Source organism: Longimicrobium sp., assembly GCF_036280135.1.
GTDB lineage: Bacteria > Gemmatimonadota > Gemmatimonadetes > Longimicrobiales > Longimicrobiaceae > Longimicrobium.
In genome coordinates this window covers 1-20,841 of the sequence record NZ_DASURI010000959.1, presented here as the reverse complement: position 1 = coordinate 20,841, position 20,841 = coordinate 1, and the positions used below count along the sequence as shown (strand labels likewise).

17 protein-coding genes are annotated in these 20,841 nt (G+C 69.1%); 5 read left to right on the top strand and 12 right to left on the bottom strand.

Translation table 11 applies throughout. From position 1 onward, the window contains the following. From VFZ20_RS30900 to VFZ20_RS30890, 3 genes are all read left to right on the top strand, one after another. Positions 1–184 (top strand): hypothetical protein (locus tag VFZ20_RS30900; protein ID WP_329687828.1); only part of this gene is annotated, 184 nt, incomplete at its 5' end. Between the two features lie 257 nt (positions 185–441). After that, positions 442–759, top strand: coding sequence for a hypothetical protein (locus VFZ20_RS30895; protein WP_329687827.1), 318 nt, complete (start codon positions 442–444; stop codon positions 757–759). Further along, positions 756–1,262: a GAF domain-containing protein gene (locus tag VFZ20_RS30890; protein WP_329687826.1), complete on the top strand. Its 507-nt coding sequence runs from the start codon at positions 756–758 to the stop codon at positions 1,260–1,262. The genes VFZ20_RS30895 and VFZ20_RS30890 overlap by 4 nt, the downstream gene beginning before the upstream one ends. A 113-nt stretch (positions 1,263–1,375) precedes the next feature. Here VFZ20_RS30890 and VFZ20_RS30885 read toward each other — a convergent pair whose 3' ends face one another. The 8 genes from VFZ20_RS30885 to VFZ20_RS30850 all read right to left on the bottom strand — a co-directional run bounded on the left by VFZ20_RS30885 (position 1,376) and on the right by VFZ20_RS30850 (position 11,261). After that, the gene (locus VFZ20_RS30885; RefSeq protein WP_329687825.1) at positions 1,376–3,850 is read right to left on the bottom strand and encodes a hypothetical protein; all 2,475 of its coding nucleotides are present in this window, start codon (positions 3,848–3,850) and stop codon (positions 1,376–1,378) included. Between the two features lie 58 nt (positions 3,851–3,908). Beyond that, on the bottom strand, positions 3,909–5,465 hold the full coding sequence (locus VFZ20_RS30880; protein WP_329687824.1) for a hypothetical protein: 1,557 nt from the start codon (positions 5,463–5,465) through the stop codon (positions 3,909–3,911). 40 nt (positions 5,466–5,505) lie between these two features. Next, positions 5,506–6,489 (bottom strand): hypothetical protein, encoded by a 984-nt coding sequence (locus VFZ20_RS30875; RefSeq protein ID WP_329687823.1) that lies wholly within the window; start codon positions 6,487–6,489, stop codon positions 5,506–5,508. Continuing rightward, entirely contained in the window at positions 6,486–7,133 is a 648-nt protein-coding gene (locus VFZ20_RS30870; protein WP_329687822.1) for an OmpA/MotB family protein, read from the bottom strand. Before VFZ20_RS30870 ends, VFZ20_RS30875 begins: the two co-directional genes overlap by 4 nt. A 17-nt stretch (positions 7,134–7,150) precedes the next feature. Next, positions 7,151–8,338: a MotA/TolQ/ExbB proton channel family protein gene (locus tag VFZ20_RS30865; RefSeq protein ID WP_329687821.1), complete on the bottom strand. Its 1,188-nt coding sequence runs from the start codon at positions 8,336–8,338 to the stop codon at positions 7,151–7,153. A 39-nt stretch (positions 8,339–8,377) separates the two neighbouring features. Next, positions 8,378–9,208: a CHAT domain-containing protein gene (locus tag VFZ20_RS30860; protein ID WP_329687820.1), complete on the bottom strand. Its 831-nt coding sequence runs from the start codon at positions 9,206–9,208 to the stop codon at positions 8,378–8,380. Between the two features lie 122 nt (positions 9,209–9,330). Beyond that, complete coding sequence (locus VFZ20_RS30855) at positions 9,331–10,317, bottom strand: caspase family protein (RefSeq protein WP_329687819.1); 987 nt, start codon at positions 10,315–10,317, stop codon at positions 9,331–9,333. 77 nt (positions 10,318–10,394) lie between these two features. Further along, positions 10,395–11,261 (bottom strand): hypothetical protein, encoded by an 867-nt coding sequence (locus VFZ20_RS30850; protein ID WP_329687818.1) that lies wholly within the window; start codon positions 11,259–11,261, stop codon positions 10,395–10,397. A 243-nt stretch (positions 11,262–11,504) separates the two neighbouring features. On the opposite strand from VFZ20_RS30850, the gene VFZ20_RS30845 reads away from it, so the two are divergent. After that, on the top strand, positions 11,505–12,275 hold the full coding sequence (locus VFZ20_RS30845; RefSeq protein WP_329687817.1) for a sigma-70 family RNA polymerase sigma factor: 771 nt from the start codon (positions 11,505–11,507) through the stop codon (positions 12,273–12,275). A gap of 70 nt (positions 12,276–12,345) precedes the next feature. Further along, positions 12,346–13,272, top strand: a complete 927-nt coding sequence (locus VFZ20_RS30840; RefSeq protein ID WP_329687816.1) for a hypothetical protein — start codon at positions 12,346–12,348, stop codon at positions 13,270–13,272. Positions 13,273–13,393: 121 nt separating this feature from the next. On the opposite strand, the gene VFZ20_RS30835 is transcribed toward VFZ20_RS30840, so the two are convergent. From VFZ20_RS30835 to VFZ20_RS30820, 4 genes are all read right to left on the bottom strand, one after another. Then, positions 13,394–16,498 (bottom strand): CHAT domain-containing protein, encoded by a 3,105-nt coding sequence (locus VFZ20_RS30835; RefSeq protein WP_329687815.1) that lies wholly within the window; start codon positions 16,496–16,498, stop codon positions 13,394–13,396. Positions 16,499–16,812: 314 nt separating this feature from the next. Further along, complete coding sequence (locus tag VFZ20_RS30830) at positions 16,813–18,054, bottom strand: acetate kinase (protein WP_329687814.1); 1,242 nt, start codon at positions 18,052–18,054, stop codon at positions 16,813–16,815. 88 nt (positions 18,055–18,142) lie between these two features. Next, positions 18,143–18,652, bottom strand: a complete 510-nt coding sequence (locus tag VFZ20_RS30825; protein ID WP_329687813.1) for a hypothetical protein — start codon at positions 18,650–18,652, stop codon at positions 18,143–18,145. Positions 18,653–19,499: 847 nt separating this feature from the next. Further along, positions 19,500–20,453: a hypothetical protein gene (locus VFZ20_RS30820; RefSeq protein WP_329687812.1), complete on the bottom strand. Its 954-nt coding sequence runs from the start codon at positions 20,451–20,453 to the stop codon at positions 19,500–19,502. Positions 20,454–20,841: the final 388 nt, after the last annotated feature.

Here is a 20,841-nt window from a genome sequence, read left to right as displayed (position 1 = left end):
GCGGCGGATGCGGCGGATGCGGCGGATGCGGCGGATGCGGCGGATGCGGCGGATGCGGCGGATGCGGCGGATGCGGCGGATGCGGCGGATGCGGCGGATGCGGCGGATGCGGCGGATGCGGCGGATCGGCGGATGCGGCGGATCGGCGGATCGGCGGATCGGCGGATCGGCGGATCGGCGATGATGTTGACCTCCCCCAGGGGTTTTTGGGGGAGGTGGGCGAGCTCCGCGAGCCCGGAGGGGGCGCTCGCCCAGAGGCTGCCACACCGGCCAGAGCCGGGATTGCCCATTGCCCGGAGGCCGGGAGAAGACCCGGATCGGCGGATCAAGGCCGCGGCCCATCGGCCGATACCCCCAGGGATGCACCAGATCCGATTGGCGGACGCGCCCCGTACCGGGTATCATCCACCATCATCGCCGATCCATCCATCCGCATACACCATGCTGTCACCCCCGTCCGCTCCCGGCATCACGGGATACAACGACTACCGCGCGCCCACCGAGGCCGACGCGCGCGCGGCCCTGCAGCGCGTGTTTGGCCCCGAGCGGGGCGCGGAGCACTGGGCCCGGGCCTGCCGCGAGGCCGGGCTGGCGCCGGGCGCCGTGGACGGCCCGGAGCCGCTCGCCCGTGCCCTCCAGGCGCTCTCGTCGCAGGGCGGGCCCTGCGTGGCCGTGGCACGATCCATCGAGATCCGCATGCGCACCTACACCCGGCTGGCGTCCCGCTCGCTCGCCCTCAGCGACGGAGGCCAGGGATGACCGCGAACGATCCGCTGTTCGACGCCGACCGGCTCGCCGAGATCGTGGAGCTGGACCTGCTGGAGGCCGACGTCGATCCCATCCTGCAGGACGTGGCCGCGCGCGCCGCCGACGGGCTGGGGCTGCCCGTGTCGCTCGTGAGCGTGGTGCTGGACGAGGCGCTGCACGTGGCCGCGGCGCACGGCATTGACGGGCTGTGGCTGGGCGACACGCGCGGGCACCCCGTGGAGTGGTCGTTCTGCGCCACCTCCGTGCGCACGCGCGAGCCGTTCGTGGTGGAGAACGCCGCCACCCACCCGTACCACGCCACCAACCCGCTGGTGGTGCAGGACGGCGTGCGCTGCTACGCCGGCGTGCCGCTCATCTCGTCGCGCGGGTTCGTGCTGGGCAACCTGTGCGTGGTGGGGCTGGAGCAGCGCTCGTTCACCGAGGACGAGATGGTGTTCCTGCGCACCCTGGCCGCCGAGGCCGTGGCCCGCATCGAGGCTCGCCGCGGGGACTGATCGCGCCCGGCGGATGGACGGCGCGCGAAACGGCGCGGAGGAGGCTCGCGTCTCCCCCGCGCCGTTCGTCTTTCATCCATTCACCCCGGCGTCCGCACGGCGGTGGCGGGGAATCATGCCTGCACGGACGCGGCGAACTCGCGCAGGCGGTAGTCGTCGGCCTGCCGGAACTCTCGGCGGGAGAGAAGGTCGTCGAGCGGCGGCCGCAGGACGCCGCCGTGCGTTTGAACCAGGGCTCGAAAGAGCATCCGCATGGACTCCACGTACTCCGGAACGGGCAGGGCATCGCGCACCCAGTCCAGCAAGTGCCCCTGCAGGCTCTCCTCGAACGAACGGTGCAGGCGCACGTCCACGGCGAACGGGGTCTTCAGGCTCTTGTAGATGGCGCCGAGAAACGCTGCCGTTTCCTTGACTTCGTCCTCCCCCGCAGCGATCCAGAGCACGAGCGGGTTGCAGCTCACGCGGGCCCCGTCCATGCCCGCCCCCACGTCCACGCGGGACTGCTTGAGGCGGCGGGCAATTCCCCGGTCGTGCAGGAACATGAGCGCGACGAGAACGCCCATCTTCCACCCCGTGTTCCCGATCCACCGCCGCAGCTCCACGAATACGGGAATGGGTCCCGCGGTCAGGCACAGGGACACGAGTGATCGCTGCACCGCCATGAGGATCTTTGCATCCTTCTGGTAGATGTGGGCCATCATGGCGCGCAGCACGGCGTGCCACAGGCGCAGCGGATCGCTCCCGTCGCCGGACTCGCTGTCCTTGAGGGCGAGCTCCACGTCGTCGATCTCCCGCGCGAACTCCTGCAGGTCGCCGATCATGGGGATGAGGTGGCGGCGCGCGATCGCCTCCAGCGCGTCCATGGCCGCGTCGAGCTCGTGGTCCCCGATCCACGAGTACGCGCCGATGGCGGCCATCAGCCACTGCTCGGCGGCCGCGTCGCGCGGGGCGGGCGCGGCTTCGGCCTCCCTGAGCTTGCGCAGACACACGCGCCGGTACTCCTCGCGCTCGCTGCCCAGCACACCCTCGCACAGTGCGCCGACCGCCATCAGGTGCCGCTGGTCCGGGGCATGTACCCACCGCTCCATGGTGGGGAGCACCACGCGGTGCGGGTCCACCTCGCCGATGCGGCCGATGACCTGGGCAGCCAGTACGCGCAGGGAGCGAAGGTCCGCTTCGCCGCTCTCGGCCATGTCGCGCAGCCCGGGCAGCACGGTGGTCAGCGCGCGCCGGTGCCGGGCCAGGAGAACGTTCCACAGCCGGTCCGCCGGCGTGCCGTCCTGGAAACGGATGACGTCCACCAGCGTTCCCGGGTCCTTTACCACCTCTGCCCGGCACCGCTTGAGCAGCGTTGCCTCCGAGAACGCGGGGTGCAGCTCCGATGCATCGTCCGCCGTGTCCCAGGCGGCGGAGGGGGCACGCTGGTTCATGTCGCGGCGAAGCCACTGCCTCACGCGCCGGTGAAGCCGGTCAAAGTCCATCCACGGAACCCCCTGCGCGCCCCGCACCGCGTGCGCGAGCACCAGGGTGAACGCAAAGCTCCATCCCTCGAAGTCGTCCTCCAGCTCCTGGAGAAGCCACGTGCTGGTGTCGTTGAACCGCGCTACGGCTTCGCCCAACTCCAGCTCCGGCCGGCCCTGGTCCACGTAGAAGTCGATGAACTCCAGGAGCGACGGGGCATGGCGAAACGACGACAGCAGCACGTCGCGCCCGGCCGAAAGCGCCGCCACCAGCCCAGGCTGCGCGTCGCCCCCCGCCACGCTCTCGAGCTTCCGCTCCAGCTCCGCCTCACGCAGGGCGCGCGGGTGCGGGCGAAGCTCCCGCGCATGCTCGCCGGCGGCGGGATGCTTGTGGAACCGGCGCGCGTCATCGGGATCGGCCGTGAACACCACGTACGCCCGCTGCTCGCGCAGGGCATCCTCCAGCTGCTCCCAGCCCGAGCGATCCGTCTCCTCCAGCAGCTTGGCAAGCGCGCGATCGGCGCGCCCGAACGGCCGGCGAAAGATCACCAGGCGCCCGTTCACGAGGGGGTCCTTCTCGGCCAGGTGCTGCGCGTCGATGCGCACCTGGCGGTCCAGCGAGCTCACCAGCACGGTGCTGGCGCGACAGCTTCCGCGCTGGCGCAGGCGCATTCCCAGGAACACGGCGGTGGACACCTTGCGCGCGCCGCGGTCCCCCACCAGGAGAAGCACGCGACGCTCCTCCAGGTATGTCACCAGCTCGTCGATCTCCGTCTCGGAGCTCAGGATGCGCGGGGCGCTCGCCTCTTCCTGCGCCTGGGTGAGGGACCTGCCTTCCGCGCAGGTAAAGAGCCGCACGGCCTGTCGGGTCTGCTGTGCCACCGCCACGTGCAGCGACTCGATCAGCGTCTCGGCCTGCTTGATCGTGGTGTCGACCGCGCTGCCCACCTTCAGCGACTGGCGAGCGCCCGGTTCTTCGCCGGATCGTCCCTGCACCGTCTCGTCCGTCGCGCCCTCGGACACGGGCTCTGCCGGCGACACACCGGGATCGGCGGCGGAGAGGTCGGGCGTGGCGGTCTCCGCGCCGGCAACGGGCTCGGCGGCGACGGCGGTCTCCATTTCGGACATCGTGCGTTCCGTGCGGAAGGTAATGGCGGAGGAGAACGTGCCCGCTCCGCCGTCCGTGTTACGCGGCCAGCGCGGCGCGGAGGTGCTGCGGATCCGCCAGGCGCTCCAGGGCGGTCAGCGTCTCGCCGTCGGGGTGCGGATCCAGTGCCCGGATGGCCTGACGGGCGAGCTCCGCGAAGTCGGCGGGCTTTCGGCCGTTGCCCACCACCTCGCCCAGCAGGTGCAGGAGCGCGCCACGGAGCCGGTTCAGCTGCCCGTCATCGGCCGCCGCGCGGGTGCGGAGAACGACCTCGCCCAGCAGCGGGATCAGGGGCTCGCCGGCCGGGAGCGCGTGTGCGGCGACCGGGTCCGCGAGCAGGCCCACGAGCGGCGGTGCCACTCCAGGGCCCGCGCCCCCCTCCTCGGGTGCCCCGCCGCGGAGCATGCGCGCGACCTCCAGGCCCATGATGGCCGCTTCGCGGGCCTCGCGCGCGGTCTTGGTGTTCACGGCCACGTTCCCGATGACTTCCATCACGGCTTCGGCCTGGCGAGTCCTGACTGCCGACTGGAGCTTGAGGGTTTCCACGCCCGACTCGAGCTCGAGGGCTTCCCTCTGCTGCCGGAGCTCGTGCATTCGGAGCCGGTGGTCGCGCTCCGCCGCGGCCAGACGCGCGGACTCCTCCAGCGTCGCCAGGCTCCCGTTGAGCTCCAGCTTTTCCCGCTGCAGGCGCACCCGGCTGGCTTCCTGCTCCGCCGCCACGAGCTCCTGTTCCACGATTCGCCGCCGTTCCTGGCGGATGTTCTCCAGCTCCTGCGCATGCCGCAGGGCCTCCTCCCGGGCCGTGACGCTTCCCTCGGCGGTCACCAGCACCTCTCGCTGCTGCACCTTTTGCACGTCCGCCCGGTGGGCGGCGGCCAGCTCGTCGGCCGTGAGGCTTTCCTGGAAGCCCAGTTTCTCCCGCTCCAGGCGGATCCGCTCCAGCTCCACGCGCTGCGCCGCGGCGGCTTCGTCCAGCTTGCGCGCCGTTTCCATCTCGAGCTGCCGCTGGGCCTCGGCGGCCTTTTCCGCCGCCTCCTCCAGGGCGAGCAGGTCACGGGAGATCCGCGGGCTCATTCCCACGGACCGGAGGACCAGGCCGAACTTGCCCGCGAACCGCTGCAGCTCTGCCATGTGTCGCGCCACCAGCGTGCCCGCGGCCTCCCGGAAACGGGTCTTTACCACCGTCCAGTCCAGGTGCGCGATCTCGCCCAGGAACGTCCGCCTGACCTTGTCCCGAAGGTGGATCAGGGGGTCGGTCCGGTGATGCGCGGCGAGGGTCTCGGGCGCCACGACGTCGAACGTGAGGCCGAAGCTGACGTGGATGTCGTGCAGGCCGTCCGCAAGCCGCACCGGTTCCACGAAGTGGTCGCTCTGCTCGGGGGCCAGGTTCACGGCAAAGGCGATGTACTCGGCCGGCTTGCGAAAGAGCGACGTGACGCGCGGTTCACGCTTCATCGGGGGATCACCCGGCCGAAGCACGGTGTGGAACCGTTCGCCGGCATCGCCGACGCGCTCGAAGACCACGACGGCGTGTCCCTCCAGGGGCTCCGCCTCGTGGTCCTGAAGGAGGCCGGATTCAAAGGTGAGGTTGCTCATGTGACGTATCCCGCGGGTAAGGGGGGTGACGTGAGATCGCTCAGAGACCGGGACGGATCGGTGCTTCGTCGGGGCGCCGTGCTCCCGCGGACGGGGTGTCGAAGGGTGCGCCGGCCCGGCGCTCGCCCTGCTCGCGAAGCCGCCGCGCGTCCTCCTGGAGCCGCTCGCGCCAGAGGATGCGGGCCGCGGCATCCCACCGCTGGTCGGCCGGGACCTGGGACAGCCCGTCGCGCAGGCGGGCCAGGACGCCGGCCCGCTCCCACTCCGCGAACCGCGCCAGCTCCTCGTAAAGCCGGGCGCGCGGCGCCAGCAGTGCACCCAGCTCCTGCGCCATCCGCTCGGCCAAGCAGATGAAGCCGTCCGCCGCGAGGGCGTGGAGGACCTCCAGGCTCCCGTCCGCCGCGGGGTCGTCCGGGGCCGGGTGCGCGAGGGGGCGCGTTGCTTCGCACAGGGCACGCAGGGACTCGAGCGAGAGATCCGGCGCGTCTGCCCGCCGGGCCGCCGATTCCTGGACGACGAGCGCATCCGTCTGCCGCCCGCAGGCGCGGGCGAGGTGCCCGGCGTGCACGAACCGCCCGTCCCGCACGCGTTCGCGGGCCGCCGCCAGCACGCGGGCGGGAGCGTCGAGGCAGGGAAGCGCCCGCAGCCGCGCCACTCCGGCCAGCCGGGCCAGCTCCTCCAGCCGGTCCGCACCCGCCTCGATGTCATGGGCCGCCCGCACCAGGTCGCGCATGGAGGCCAGGAGCTCGCGCGCCCGGAGCAGCTCGCGCAGGGCATCCCGCAGCCGGTTCGTGCCCAGGGCGTCGTCGGCCCGTACGCTCACCGCCTCGTACTCCCGCAGCAGCCCGGGCGCGTGCCGCCGCACGACGCCGTCCTCCACCCCGTCGAAGGCCGCGGCAAGGCGCCGGTGCTCCGTGCGCAGCATCTCTCCCAGCCGGTGGGCGGAGACGCGGCCGTGCTCGTGGCGAAGCAGGGCACGCCGCAGCTGCAGCGCCGGAACGCCGGCGCTCGTACCCGCGCTCACGGCCGAGCCGCCGCCGTCGCGGCGCCGGAGAAGTAGATGCGGATCTCGATGCGGCGGTTCAGGTCGCGATCGGTGCTCACGGGCCGGTTGTCGGCGTATCCGTTCACGGACATGCGGTCGTCCTCCAGCGGCTGCCTGGCACCGCGGGTGAGGTAGCGCAGCACGGAGGTGGCCCGCGCCGTGGACAGCTCCCAGTTGTCGTGCGGATAGTAGCCGCGCCGGGCCGGCACGTTGTCCGTGTGTCCCTCGACCTGGATCTGGTCGTAGAGCTGGACGCCGTGCTCGTCCAGGCGCCCGAACACCGCCGCCAGCCGTCCCAGCAGGCGGCGTCCCTGCGGAAGCAGCTCGTGCTCACCCGGACGAAAGAGCACGCCCTCGCCAAACCGGATCTGCAGGAGCTGGAACTTCGCGGTGTGGGCGACCTGGCCGGCGTCGATCTCGCGCTTGAACTCGCGCTGCAGCTCGGCCGTGAAGCGCGCCTGCCGCTGCTGTGCGATGGCCAGCTGCGCGCTCGCCGAGCTGAAGTTCTGCTCCACGAAGTAGATGAGCAGAAAGAACATCAGCAGCGACGTGAGCATGTCGATCATCGCCGGCCAGTAGTTGATCCGCGTGTGCAGCGCGGAGGTGGCGGGGGCTGTGCTCATCGACGTCTCCTTTTCCCCTACCAGATGATGACGGCCAGCACCACGGCCGCGCCCACGCCACCCACGGCCAGGGCCGGGTTCTGGCGCAGCTGGCCCACGAAGTCCGACAGCAGACCGCCCAGCTGGCCGCCCAGCGCACCCCAGCCACCCGACCGGGACGGCTGCCATTCCTGTGGGCGGTGCCGCGTCCGGAAGGCTTCTTCCATCCGGCCGGCGAGCGCGGCGTTGCTGTCGGCCACCTGCTTGACGAGGGCGGCCAGGGCGCCGCCCGCCTCCGCGTCGGGTCCGCGCGCGGCGGCGTCCAGCGCCAGCGAGCGAATACTCTCCACCGTCCGGGTGAACGCCTCCAGGATCCCGTTCTGCAGGTCGCCGTTCCGCTCCTGGAGGCGGGCGATGTCACTCAGCTTCTCGAACGACTCGGCGAACTGCAGGGACAGCTTTTCCATCATCGTCTCGTCCTCCTCGGCCGGGACCGTGGCGGGAAGCAGCTCGGCCGCCGTGAACCGCTCCAGCTCGTCGTAGAACCGGGACTGCGCACGGGCGAGCAGAAAGTTCAGCATCGACACGATGATGGCGCAGGAAAGCCCCACGAGCGTGGTGACGAACGCCGTCTTCTTGCTGGCGATGATGGCGCCCAGGCTGTTGGCGGCCTCCGCGAACCCGGTCGCGGAAGTCACTCCTCCCGAAGCCACGCCGTCCATCCGCATCAGCATCATGCACAGTCCAATGAAGGTGCCCAGCATGCCGATCATGGTGCACAGGTCCACGGCATAGCCCGGAAACGCGAGTCCCGGGCGGGAATTCTCGCGCATCATGGTCAGCTGCTGCAGCGCGTCCACCGTCACGCGGACGCGGGCCTGCTTCATCCGCGCGAGCTCCGTCAGCCGTTCGCCGATGATGGAAGTGGCCGGCGCGCGCTTTCGCAGGGTGTCCAGGGACACGAGGAGGGGACGAGAGCCCGGAGGGTCCCCCGCCTTTCCGGACGGATTCGCCGGCCCGGTCGCCGGCCGCTCCCGGGTGTGCACCTCCTCCAGGGCGGCTCGCACGCTGCCGAGGGCACTCCGCTCCTCCACGTGGTACCGCCGCGCATGCCGCAGGGCGACCCACGCGGCCGCCGCGCCCAGGGCCAGCAGCAGCAGGGTGATCACCCAGCCAACGCCGGTGTTGCCCCGCCAGATCATGTACAGGATCCCGTGCTCGTTCATGACGGTGATGCCGGATCGGGTTGATGGAATCGTCCGCCGTTAATCCTGGGAGGGTTGATCGAGCCCCGTGCGGGTGCCGGTGACGCGCACCTTTCCGCCCCGCACCACGTCCATCTCCACGGTCTGGTTCCTGGATCGCCCACCCGCGGGGACGGAGCCGTAATGCTCCTCCGCCACCACCTCGTAGTCCGCGGCGTGCAGCTCACGGACGCGAACGGTCTGGTCCGTGGAAGGTTCGCCGGCGGCCGGTCCCCGCACCGCCGCCGGCGCGGAAAGCAGCGGAGGATCCGCGGCGCCGGCGCCGTCGCGGCTGCGCAGCACGGGGACGTCGGCGTCGCCGCGGCCGTCCAGCTGGAGCTGGTTGACCGCCAGCGCGAACGCCTGCCGAACGCCACGGCCAAAGGCGAGCGCGCCATAGAACGCGGCGGAGAACTCGATGGCGCTCTGGTCCGTGATGGGGCGGTTGGTGCCGATGGCGTGGTCCACCACCTGGCTCAGCGCCTCCACCACGGGCAGCGTGTGGCAGGCGTTCAGGACCACGGCCTTGACCTCGCCGTCCAGGATGCCGAACAGGCTGCCCAGGGCGTCCGCCGGCACCGGGCGGGGCTGGCCGTGCTCGTCGCCCAGGTAGATGACACCGGCCTGCCCCCCGTGCCCGGCAAAATGGACAATGTGCGGCTCGTGCCGCAGCAGGGCGTACTGCAGGTCGCGGGTGCGCGTGGCGAAGTGGGAGACGAGCTCCACGCCGTCGCGGGCGCGGCCCCGCTGGATGGCCTCGTCGATCGCCCGCATCTCCTCGCCCAGCTCCAGCCGCGCCTTGTTCCTGAAGGGGTCCGCCGCCAGGAACAGCACCTTGAGGGGATCTCGCATGACCTGTCTCTCCGTCCAGGTTGGTGTTCGGGGGCACGCCGCGCCCCACCGCGGCGCCGGAACGCGCCGCGGGGAAGCCGGAATGCGGGAGTCTTGTTGGAATCGCGCGGAACGGTTCGCGCTCAGGAACGGTATCCGCCGCCGCGATGACCGTCGCCGGGGAAGCCGCGGCCGCCACGGCAACCGTCGTCGTCGCGGTACTCGTCACCGCCGCGGTACCCAGGGCCGTAGCCGCCACCGCCGCGGTACCCGTCACCGGCAGGGTATCCGGAATCGCCTCCGTAGCCGTAGCCGTAGGCGTCGCGGTACCGAGGACCGTGCCCGGCCACGCGGAAGGCGGGCTCCAGCGGAAAGGCGGGGTTCCCGGCGCCGAGCAGCATGATCTCCGGGTGATGCCCGGCCCGGCTGCTCACGCAGTGATGAAGGCGCTGGTACAGCTCGCAGTAGTTGCCCTGGAACGTGCCGTCGGCCCAGAGGTCCAGCAGCACGCCCGAAAAGATACCCTCGACGGCCTCTTCTTCCTTTCTGCAGGCGGTCAGCAGCAGCACATCCGCGCGGATGTCCCGCGAGTTGCTGCGCGGCGCGCCCGTGCACGTCCGCGAGTAGTCCATCACCGGTTCCTCGCCTCGATACACGGGAGGCGCCGTATGCGGCGTGTGTTGCGGACGCGACGGATCATCCTCGTCGTCGCGGTCAATCCCGCCGCTGTGGCAGCTTTCCGAAACCACGACGATGCGCACGCCGGAGCTGAACCGTGTCCAGTAGCCAGCCAGCTCGTCATCCAGCAGCACCCCGTCGGCGAGACACCATCCCTCGTCGACGCCCCCCCGCTCGTCCTGGTTCACGTCGTGCTCCTGCGTCCCGTGACCCGAGAAGGTGACGAGCAGCGAATCGCCGGTGCCGAGCAGCTCGGCGGCCTCCGTGAGCGCGTTTTGGACGGCTTGGCGCGTGGCGGTCTGGTTGCGCAGCACCGTCATGGAAGCGTACCCGGCCTGGTTGGCCAGCACGGCCATCTTCCAGGCGAAGTCCTCGCTATGATTGAGTGGACGCGCATTCATGCGCCCGGCGGGGACGTTGACGCCGATGTGGAGGGACATGGCACGGGCCATGGGCGTGCTCCTGGTGAACGGGAGTGAGGACCGCCGCCGCCCGCGCGGGCGGCGGCGTGTGGATGTGCCTCGATGGATCAGGTGCCGCTGCCGCCGCCGGTGCCCCCGCCCGTCCCGCCGCCCGTGGCACCGGCCACGAGGCAGTTGATGACGATGTTGCCCATGCCCGGGGGAATCTCCGGGCAGTCGCTGGCGTACGGCGGGCAATCGGCAAGGGCGCCCCAGTACCGCGGCATCACATTGGCCACCGGCCCGCCGAACAGGCCGTAGAAGGCGGAGAAGTGCTTGGGCGGGTCGCCCGGCATGGGCATGGGCACGTGGTCCTGCGTCCGCGGCTCCGGCGGCAGGTCCTGAGGCGTCTCGTGCAGCACCTGCACGCTCAGCAGACCCTCGCGGGGGTACAGGGTGCCCAACTCCTTCGCCATGCCACCCTCCATGGGCTGGGCCATGAACGTGATGGAATCTCCCGGAAAGTCCGGAATCTCCCACTCCACCTTGTTGGCAATGGGGCGAAACTCGCCCGGCCGCATCTCCCAGCACACCCCTGGAGACACCCGCGTGATCCCGCCCTCGGCCAGCGTGATCCGCGACACCAGCTTCTTCTTGGTGTCCGCACCCAGGTGGTCGGGATCCACCGGGCGGCCGGTGATCTCCGCCAGGTCCAAGATCTGGCTGCACAGCGACGTGGACGCCGTGTCGCCCTGGCCCAGCGACAGCGTGTGACCCGTGAGCCGGGCGAGGGCCGGCACGCCCAGCAGCGAACCCGACGGCTGCGTGTAGCCCACGTCGTACACGAGCACGGGTACGTGACGGTCCTCGCAGCTGTGGTGGTGGTGCCCGAACATGCCCGGCATCAGCACGTGCATGCGGCCGGTGCCGTCGGCGACGGGTTCCGGGACGAACAGGCACAGTCCCGAGAAGGTGATGCGGAGCGTGAAGGCCATGGGTGCATCCAGTTCATCAAGGGGTGAAACCGCGGTCCTCGCCGGAACCCGTCCGTGCGATGGCGGGAGCCGTATGCTTCCCGTCCGCGAACACATTGGTGGGACGACTGATTCCAGTTTTCGCAGCAGACTGGATCCAATCCTTGGTTTCCACGGTGGCCGTATTGATGCGGGTGCTCCAGAGGGGTATTTTTGCGCGGTGTGTTACCAGATCCCGGCTCGTTCCTCCGCCCCCGGCCCCGGATGCTCGACCAGTTGAACCCTGAGGCCATTCTCGTAGAACACCTCGAGTATCTCGGGAAGGTCGCCTTCAAGCTGTGCCGCAACAGCGGCATCCAGGGGGCCGACGCCGAGGACTTCGTCACCTGGCTCAAGATCCGGCTGATCGAGAACGAGTACGCCGTCATCCGGAAGTTCCGCGGCGAGTCGGGGATCAAGACGTACCTGACCACCGTGGTCACGCGCCAGCTCTTTGCGTACCTGCGCGAGCAGCGGGGCCGGTGGCGCCCGTCCGCCGCGGCCGAGCGCCTGGGCCCCCCGGCGGACGAGCTGGAGCGGCTGGTTCACCACGACGGCTACTCGCTCGCGCAGGCGGGCGAAAAGCTGCGCACCGAGGGGCTCACCACCCTGTCCGACACGGAGCTGGCCCGGCTGCTGGCCCAGATCCCGGACCGCGACCCGCTGCGGCCCCGCGAGGTTTCGTCGGATGCCGTGCTGGAGTCGGCCGACGCCGCGCGGGCCGACGACCGCGTGGCCGCCGCCGAAGCCCAGGCCCGCCACGACGACCTCCGGCGCCGGGTACAGCGCGTCCTGCAGCAGCTTTCGCCGGAGGAGCAGAACATCGTGCGCCTGTACTTCCAGGAAGGCTGCTCCGCGGCGGACGTGGCCCGCGCGCTCAACGTGGATCAAAAACCGCTGTACCGCCGTATTCCCAGGCTCAAGCAGCGCCTGCTGGAGCTCCTGGAGCGCGAAGGCATCTCCGGGGGGTCGTTCCTGGACCGGGAGGACCCGTGACCTTCCATTTGAGACTTTTCATGGGACCTGTCCCTCCAATCCGGTGTGCACTCAAAGCCGGAGGTAACTGGTGAAGGAGCCCAGGCACGACGACGAGCGGCTGGCCGCGCTGCTCGAGGGTCGGCTGGAGGGGCCGGAGCGCGACGAGCTCCTGGCCTACCTGGCCACTGCGGACGAAGACTTTCACGTCTTCGCCAAGACTGCGGCCGTCCTGCGTGAGATGGAGGAGGAAGAAGCCGCCGCGCGGGCACAGAAGGCCGGCGAGCAGGTGAAGCTGCCCGCCCGGGAAACGCTGCCCCCGTCGGTCACGGGCAGGCGGCGGCGCTGGGGAGCCTCGCGGGTGATCGTTCCGGCGGTCCTCGCGGGGCTCGCCGCGTTGGTAATCTTCGTCGCGCCCGGCCGCACGCCCGCCGCAGGCAGTCCGGTTGCCATGGCCCAAAGCCTCGGCCAGGGTCTGCCGGAGGGTTGGACGGACCATGTGCCATGGACCCCGGAGCGGGGGGACACGGAGCGTGAGCAAAACACCCGGGCCGTGCAGTCAGGCGCACGACTCGTGGATCTCACGCTTGCCATCCGGGCAGGGGATCCCGCGGAGATCAAGCATTTGGCGGAAGACCTGCTCGCGCGCTCAGGCGTGGCGGACGTCCCCAGCAACCCGCTTCGGCAGATCGCAAATCAGGCTGGTGACTCGGCGGCGCTTCCCCCGCTGCTTGAGCAAGCATATGGGCGTCTGACAGCGCAGCTCGATCCGGCCTACCTGCAACTGGGCGGGTGGACGGAAGCCGCGCTGCTGGCTGCTCACTACCGTGACGTGCGGTTCTTTCGATCCGGCGACACGCGTGCCATGCTTGCACGCGCGGAGCGGCTCACGCGCGACGTCCCGGAGGGGCATCAGGCGGTGGGTCGCATCGAAAGGGCAGTCGCTGGCGATGAAACGCCCAACTGGCCCACGCTGACGACGGACTTGGAGACGTTGATGAACGCCATCGCGAGCTGACTGCGATGGCCCGCGGTTGGGCGGACCTTTGGGCGCGGCTTGGCGAAGCGCCGCGGAGACGAGCCCTGTGCTCCTCCGCGGCGCTTCGCTTTGCGCGATTACTTCGTACGCTCCTGGCGGCTCATCTTCCCATGAAGCGGAAGCCGGCCCAAGCCGACGGCGGCGAGCCGGCGCGGATGCGGTCACGTTGCGCCCTGCGCAGGGCGCGCGCGGCATCCGGAACGGAATCGTACTGCCGATGAAAGGTGAGCATCAGCGGCTGCACGTTCCGATCGTTCACCAGCCACAAGCTGCCCACCACTCCATCCACACCAGCGTTGAGCAGCGCCCCCGAGAGACCTGCGAAGCCACCGGACCGTCCCTGCCGTCCCCGCAGCGTCTGACATGCGGACAGCACCACCAGCTGCACCCCGTCCAGGTTCATTCCACCCAGCGAGTCGGCCGTAAGGCGGCCAGATGCGCTCGCTCCGGCCATCAGCAGGAACGACCGTTCCGGCCGGCTGTTGTCGAACATCGCGTGGCCGGCGTAATGGATCACCCGGGCACGAGGCGCTAGCTTCCGGAAGGCTTCGACCGTCGCGTTGGAATCCATGAGCAAAAGGGTGTCGCCATACACCATGCCCAGTGAATCTACCTCCCCAACTGCGCCCGTCAGCCGGTCCAGCCCGCGGTTGCTCTGCTGGTCGAAATCCGGGTTGGCAACCAGCAGGGTCGGTCCGTCCGTCCGAAGCAAGTCGGTGACCGGCGCCGCATCGGCCAGAGTGGCCGCGAACCGGACGGGGTACCCCTCCACCAGGAAGTGGGGGGACAGGTCTGCAGGCGTGTCGATCAGGGCGGCGAAAGGCACGCCGGCGATCTCGCCATCCGCCACAATCACCAACTCTGGCTCGCCTGTGGGAATGTGGTCCTGCACCGGTCGGATCAGCACATCATACAGGTGCCGAAGGTCAGTATTGGCGACATCGACCCGCGTGCCGCGCTCCAGCGCCTGGTCTACGCGGGCAATGGTGCGCAGCAGATCCTGTCCGTTCAGCCGCTGCTCTTTGAGGGTAATGGAATCACGCGTGGCTACCCACGTAAGCAGAGTGCTGTCGATGAGTGCGTATTCTAGTACCACCTTCCCGGGCGCGGGGGCGATCCAGCCGCTCCGGCACGCCTCTCGATCGCTGGCCTCGCCAAACGAGAGCCGCCCCCGATCCAGCGCCAGCAGGGCGCAGAGCGGCTGCCGTACCCGGACGTAGCTCATGACGAGCTCGTCATAGCGGTCTCGCACGCGCTCGATGACAGCGGCACGCTGATGGAATTCGCCCGGAGTTTCGGGAATTCTCCGCACGCGTGCCGTAAGGCTGTCCAGATCGGCCTCCGCCCCCTCCAGATCTCCCGCCTTCAGACGAAGCGCGACCCGGTGTTCGAGCATCAGGAGCGGCCACGCGGAGTTGGTTCTCGCGAAATATGCCTTCGCCGAATCCAATGCCGCGGCGGCCAGCGCTGTGTTCTCTGGGGGCGTAAGGATCATTCGGGAATACCACATCTGTTCCCTCAGATCCTTCGCGCGCTGCCCCTCCTTCAGATCCCCGACCAGAGGCTCGGCGGCATCCAGGTCCTGAGCCGCCTGCTCGGCCAGACCCGCAAGCATCCGAATGCGTGCCCTGGCAATCAGCGCTTCCGGGGGAACGGTCGGATTCCGTACACGCATGGCGACGGAGTAATCCTCGTCCTGAATTCGCTGAGCAGCCAGGGGCATTCCGTCCTTGCTCACGAGGAACGCCGTTTCCACGAGCGCGTTGTGCAGCCGTGTGGATTCCCGATACGGACGCACGGCCCGCAAGATCTCGAACATCATCCGGTACGCCTGCACCGTATCGCCGGAATCATAGGCCGCCCACGACTCCATCCCACGTGTTGCTCCGTACGATTCCCACTCGTGAAGACGCGCATACATTGCTGCGGCGGCGCTGAAATGCTCGAGCCGCGTGGCGGTGGAATCCGGTGTGGGGAGCGTGCGCCCCAAAGCCCAATGCATGCGCGCCAGCAGCGCTGGATTGCGGGCAGAGTCCGTCGTAGCGATCAAAAATCGGAGAGTGCGCTTCGCCTCGTCGACGCGCTTAGTCAGGGACATCGCTGCCGCGTGCTCCGCCCGAGCCCACTCAAGCAATGGGCGCGAGCCTGGATGCATCCGCAGCACCAACGCGAACGAATCGAGCGCCATCTGCCACTCCGCGACCTCAAACAAGACCCGGCCAGCAGCATAGGCGTGATGTGCGCGTGCCAAGCCGCGAGCGGCGAACGGATTTGCACGTTCCGCATGGATCGCGCGGACAGCATCGGACAACGAGGGATCGCCGTCCTGTGACGTAAGCGCGGTTCCCAGCCGCTCCGCAAACGCGAGCATTGCGTCAGCGCGTGCAACCTCCCCATCCAGCACGGCTTTGCCCCAGTCCCCGAGTACCGTCTCCCACCCAAGCTCACGCGCCCGCTGTGCATGGTGTCGGGCGAATGCGTTCACCTCCGCTACGGACGAAGACGCGTTCGGTGGCCATGGACGTATCGAGTCAGCGGCGATGAGCGCGTCACGCCAGCGCTTTGCCTCCTTTGCCCAATCCGAGGCGGAGTCGACGGCAAGGTAGGCGTCCCACGCCTTCTCTGCGCCTTCCCGGAGAAAAGACATCTGCGTCGCCAGTGCAGCGTTGAAGAGCGCGGGCTGGTTGCCAGGTTCGAGCTGCAGGGCCGCAAGGGCATAGTCAAGCGCCTGAGCGATGTCCTTTCCGTTCTGTGCATGCTCCTCGCGCACAAGATGCAGTGCGGAAAGATCCACCAGGATGGATACATCGGTCGGTGCAAGCTCGCGCGCCCTGGAGAGCCGTTCGATCGCCGCATCCAGGGATTTTTGCCCGTGCCTGGGCCAGAATGCCGCCGCGATGGCCGACGCCCGCAGCGAATCGGGATCCAGGCTTTCCCCGGCTGCTTCCAGCTCATCCAGTGAAATGTCCGGGTCGGTCGGTTCCGCGCACGTCTCGCGCGGCACGAGGCTGTCGGCGAACGCCGGATCGCGCGTGCAGGTGTGGTAGTCCATCTCCATCGACAACCGCGCGACGAAGACGCGCTCCCGCTGGGCGCGTCGCAGCGTCTCCATCACGTCGGCGGACCGCCCGGCGCGGGGAAGTGCCATCCCCGCGCCGAGCGCCAGGACCATACCGGCAATGATCGTCAGGCTCTGGTGCTTCATCGGCGTACACTGAGCAAGGCAAGGTCAAACGTGGCGCATGACGAGCGGCCAGGGAGGTGCGCCGCGGATACGCGGACGGCGTCGGCGAACAGATTCATGGCGGGGAGAGTCCAAAGGCCAGCAAGGACGGGACACGGAAAGTGGTTGCAACAGCGCGGGAGCACAAGTCCACAGTGACGCATTCGGCGCGATACGTGCAGCACGCGTTGTCCACGATGTCAACCGAACAGGCACCGTCACAAATCGCGCGGCCTCCCCGTTACCCGGAGAGGCCGCACTCGTACCTTCGTACCTTCGTACCTTCGTACCGCCGTTCAGTACCGCGTCTCCATTCCGTGCGTGACCCGAAAGGTGTCCCGGGCAATGAGCAGCTCCTCGTCCGTGGGGATCACCCACACGGCGGGCGTGGCGCCTTCGGGGCTGATGCGGCCCTCGCCACCGGGCAGGCCGCGGTTCAGGGCCTCGTCCACGCGAATGCCCGCCCACTCCAGCCCTTCGCAGATCATGCTGCGGATGGCCGGCGCGTTCTCGCCGATGCCGCCCGCGAAGCAGATGGCATCCGCCCCGCCCATGGCCGCCAGGTACGCGCCCACGTACTTGCGCACCCGGTAGCAAAAGATCTCGATGGCCAGCCACGCCCGCCGGTCGTCGTGCTCCTCGGCCTCGGCCAGCAGCTCGCGCATGTCGTTCGTCAGTCCGCTGATGCCCAGCAGCCCGCTCTGCTTGTTGAGCAGCGTCTCCACGCCGCTCAGGGACAGGCCCTCCTTCTCGGCGATGTAGTCCAGCAGGGCGGGGTCCAGGTCGCCGGAGCGGGTGCCCATCACCAGGCCCTCCAGGGGCGTGAAGCCCATGGACGTGTCGATGGATTCGCCGCCCACGATGGCGCAGGCGCTGCACCCGTTGCCCAGGTGCAGGGTGATGATCCTTTCCTGCTCGCGCGGGGTGCCCGTGATCTGCCGCCAGCGGTAGCTCACGTACCGGTGCGACGTGCCGTGAAAGCCGTAGCGCCGCACCCGGTGGCGCCGGTAGAGCGAGTAGGGGATGGCGTACAGGAACGCCCGCTCCGGCAGCGTGTGGTGAAACGCCGTGTCAAAGACGGCCACCTGCGGCACGGCGGGTCCCAGCACCGTGCGGACGGCGTTCACGCCGTTGAGGTTGGCGGGGTTGTGCAGGGGCGCCAGCTCGATGGTCTCCTCGATGCCGCGCATCACCTGCTCGTCGATGGCCACGGAGCGCACGAACTTTTCGCCGCCGTGGACGATGCGGTGCCCCACGGCGCCGATGTCGGCCAGGGAGTGGATCTCCACGTCCGATTCGTCGCTCACCAGCCACGCCAGCAGGTACTCCACGGCCGCGCGGTGGTCCTTGAGGGGCGTGGTGCCCTTGGTGGCCGGCCCGTCGCCCGCGCGAAAGCTCCAGATGGCCGTGCCGCCGATGCGCTCGATCTGCCCGCGGGCCAGGCGGCGGTCGGTGTCGGCCCCGATGCGGTCCGCATCCGTGTCCACGAGCTGAAACTTGAGCGAGGACGAGCCGACGTTCAGGACCAGGATGTTCATCTTCAGCCAGATGGAAAGCGGGCGGCAGCCTCCGGATGTGTCGGAGACTACCGCCCGTTCACACCCCGCGCCAGACGGCACGGCGACGCTACCGCTTCGTCAGCGCGGCGACGTACCGCAGATCAAGCGAGACGCCCAGCACGAATTCGTTCTCCCACTCCTGACGCTGCGGGATCTCCGATTCGGCGCCCGTGAACACCGCGCCTTCCTCAACCTCCGCGAGGCTGTTGACACGCGCGAAGTTCCACGTGCCCGTCACGTTTACCCCCGCGAGCGCCTCGAAAGCGAGCCCGAGGACGAACTGCTTGCGGGGATCGCTGAGGCCCACGCCCACGACACCGCCAATGCGGTCCGCCAGCGAATGGTCACGCACCACGTCCCGGCCGCGGTAGCGGTCGCCTCCGAACAGGCTGGGGATGTAGTGCGGCAGCCCGTACAGAACCACCGCTGCATAGTACTCCGGCCCGCGGTCCGTGGGCCCCTTGGAGTAGATCCGCTGGTCCTCGCCATCCGGACGAAGCCCAAAGCTCCGGTTGTGCAACGTGGTGAACAGCGTCCCCAGGTGCAGCGTGGCCCGGTACAGCTCGGACTGGTCCACGACCGTCCGCGCGGTAAGGCTTTTCCGCCCACGTTGCCCGCGACGGTAACGGTGACTTGGGTGTTGAAGCACGTACGAGGCGGGTACGGCCGCAGTGTCCACTGCGGAACCAGCGACTGAAAGCCGCCGAGCACCGACGCCTTGTCGTTCACCAGGACCAGGGGAGCGGCTGGTTCGATGGAGCAGGGGTCATAGGTGACGCCCACCCCGTCCCACGCATCCTTCTCGTCGGTAAAGACGCCCACGTAAATGGGATCGCCCGTCACGCCGTAGTCCCGGTTGCGGTGACAGACACCGCGGTCTTCCAAGAAGACGATCTGCGTGAAGTCGTCGGAACCCAGGTCGCTTCGGATCTCCCGGGCCCAGCGCTCCGCCGCCCGGCGGCATTCTCCCTCGTTCCAGGCGGTTTCGGCCGCGGGCGCGCCGGCGTCCGGCGCGGCGAGCGTACGCACCTGCAGCACGGGCGTTTCCGGACCTTCTCCGGTCTGCGGCCGCGGCACCTGAAAGGACTGCGTACACGCCGCGGCTGTCGACGAACCGGACCACCGGAGGAAAACTGGATTTTCCCCCGCCGCCCGGCGCGCCGCGGCCAGGTCGCCCACCTGCTGCTGAGTGGGAGTCCATGCGGTCCCCGCCACGGTCGGTGGCGTAAAACCGGCAACCACGTTGCCCTGCGCGTCCATGAGATCCACGCGCGTATGCCCCCCTGGAACTGCGCTGCTCTCCCCCGCCGTCAGCACCACCAATGGGGGCGAGCACGTCTGGCTCCATGCCGGCGTGGCGAGCAATGCCGCGGCGAGCGCCGCCGCTCCAGTCTTTGGCAATGTCCACATGTACGCCTCCAGAATTAGAAAATCTCCGCGCCTTCCATGCTCAGCGCCCAGAACGCCGACATGAAGACGGAGCGACGCACGCCGTCCACGACGGCGAAACCGACCAGCAGTCCACACACACGGAACGACGCGTCGATCAGGGCACAGCCCGAGTCCCCGGCCTGGGTGACCATGTCCGTGATCAACAGGTCCCGGAGCGTGAATCCCTCGATGGTGAGCACGCCAAAGACACCCCGGAGCCGGGTGTCTTTCACACCCTGGGGTGAAAGCGCGAAAAACCGCTTGCCGACGTCATCGGGCTGGGGCACGAACAATCCGCCCAGGCTGTCGATATCGTGGTACAGGTTGCGGATAGGCGTGCCGTCGGTGGGGACGATCAGCGCGTAATCGGCTTCTTCTACGCGCACCGATCGGACGACTTCACCGGTGATGTCGACGCGTGCGCCGTCTTCACCCACGTTCTGAAGAAGGACCTCGGGCGCATGCCCCGGCCGGTACGTCACCGTCCCCGGCCCACCCTGCAAAGCATGTCCGGCGGTGGTGATCACTGCCCCGAACTTTGGGTGTCGCAGGGCAACCCCCACCGTGCTCACGACCACCTGGCCCGGGCGGTTGGGGAACGTCACGCGCGCCAACGCGTCTCCAGGGCCGGCGAACGGACCCGCCTGGAATCCGGCGTCCGAAATCGGCTGGACGTCGGTCACCACCGACACCTGCTCCCGGGAATTGCGCCGCCATTCCAGCGCACCAGGAATCATCTCGTCCGCGCCAAGCTCATCACGGGGAACCTTCTCGTGGACGACGGCTACGACGCCCACTTCCGAGCCATACCGATTGCCCATGCGCTTCTGGCCGACGAAGCATCCGGCCACGTTCGGGCGGGCCAGCAGTCCCTCGTACAGCTCGTGAACGCGTGCCGCGGTGGGAAATCGCGGAGGGGTGGGCAGTTGTGGCGTTCGCCTGGCCATTATCGCTCTCCGATAGGATCTGAACGCGGGCTGAGCGGGTGGTTCACGGATTTGATGGGTGCGGTATCCCGATTTCCCAGCAACGGGAAGTGGTTCAGGACAGCATTGGTGAAAACGGCTCAGCCGCCACCCACGAGCATGGGTGGCGGCTGAGTCTGGAGATCACGATTGATTGATGTTTTCGATGTTTTGGGAGAGCCCGCCAAGGTGCCGTGATCTGTGTGGGCACGAATCTACACCCTTGTCCTTCACCCCGGCGGGGGACGAAGGAGACGGATGAACGGCGGGTGCGGCGGCGCTTCCCCCCGACCCGCCGCGCCGGACGCGACGTCCACCCGGCGCACGGTGACGAACAGGTCGTCCAGCCCCGCGTCTCCGCCGTGCAGGC

Excerpts from the sequence above, each read along its gene's own strand:
- VFZ20_RS30880 (WP_329687824.1), bottom strand. The coding sequence starts at position 5,465 with ATGAGCAACCTCACCTTTGAATCCGGCCTCCTTCAGGACCACGAGGCG.
- VFZ20_RS30870 (WP_329687822.1), bottom strand. The coding sequence starts at position 7,133 with ATGAGCACAGCCCCCGCCACCTCCGCGCTGCACACGCGGATCAACTAC.
- VFZ20_RS30820 (WP_329687812.1), bottom strand. The coding sequence starts at position 20,453 with ATGGCCAGGCGAACGCCACAACTGCCCACCCCTCCGCGATTTCCCACC.
- VFZ20_RS30830 (WP_329687814.1), bottom strand. The coding sequence starts at position 18,054 with ATGAACATCCTGGTCCTGAACGTCGGCTCGTCCTCGCTCAAGTTTCAG.
- VFZ20_RS30890 (WP_329687826.1), top strand. The coding sequence starts at position 756 with ATGACCGCGAACGATCCGCTGTTCGACGCCGACCGGCTCGCCGAGATC.
- VFZ20_RS30860 (WP_329687820.1), bottom strand. The coding sequence starts at position 9,208 with ATGCGAGATCCCCTCAAGGTGCTGTTCCTGGCGGCGGACCCCTTCAGG.
- VFZ20_RS30895 (WP_329687827.1), top strand. The coding sequence starts at position 442 with ATGCTGTCACCCCCGTCCGCTCCCGGCATCACGGGATACAACGACTAC.
- VFZ20_RS30845 (WP_329687817.1), top strand. The coding sequence starts at position 11,505 with ATGCTCGACCAGTTGAACCCTGAGGCCATTCTCGTAGAACACCTCGAG.
- VFZ20_RS30850 (WP_329687818.1), bottom strand. The coding sequence starts at position 11,261 with ATGGCCTTCACGCTCCGCATCACCTTCTCGGGACTGTGCCTGTTCGTC.
- VFZ20_RS30855 (WP_329687819.1), bottom strand. The coding sequence starts at position 10,317 with ATGGCCCGTGCCATGTCCCTCCACATCGGCGTCAACGTCCCCGCCGGG.
- VFZ20_RS30835 (WP_329687815.1), bottom strand. The coding sequence starts at position 16,498 with ATGAAGCACCAGAGCCTGACGATCATTGCCGGTATGGTCCTGGCGCTC.
- VFZ20_RS30865 (WP_329687821.1), bottom strand. The coding sequence starts at position 8,338 with ATGAACGAGCACGGGATCCTGTACATGATCTGGCGGGGCAACACCGGC.
- VFZ20_RS30885 (WP_329687825.1), bottom strand. The coding sequence starts at position 3,850 with ATGTCCGAAATGGAGACCGCCGTCGCCGCCGAGCCCGTTGCCGGCGCG.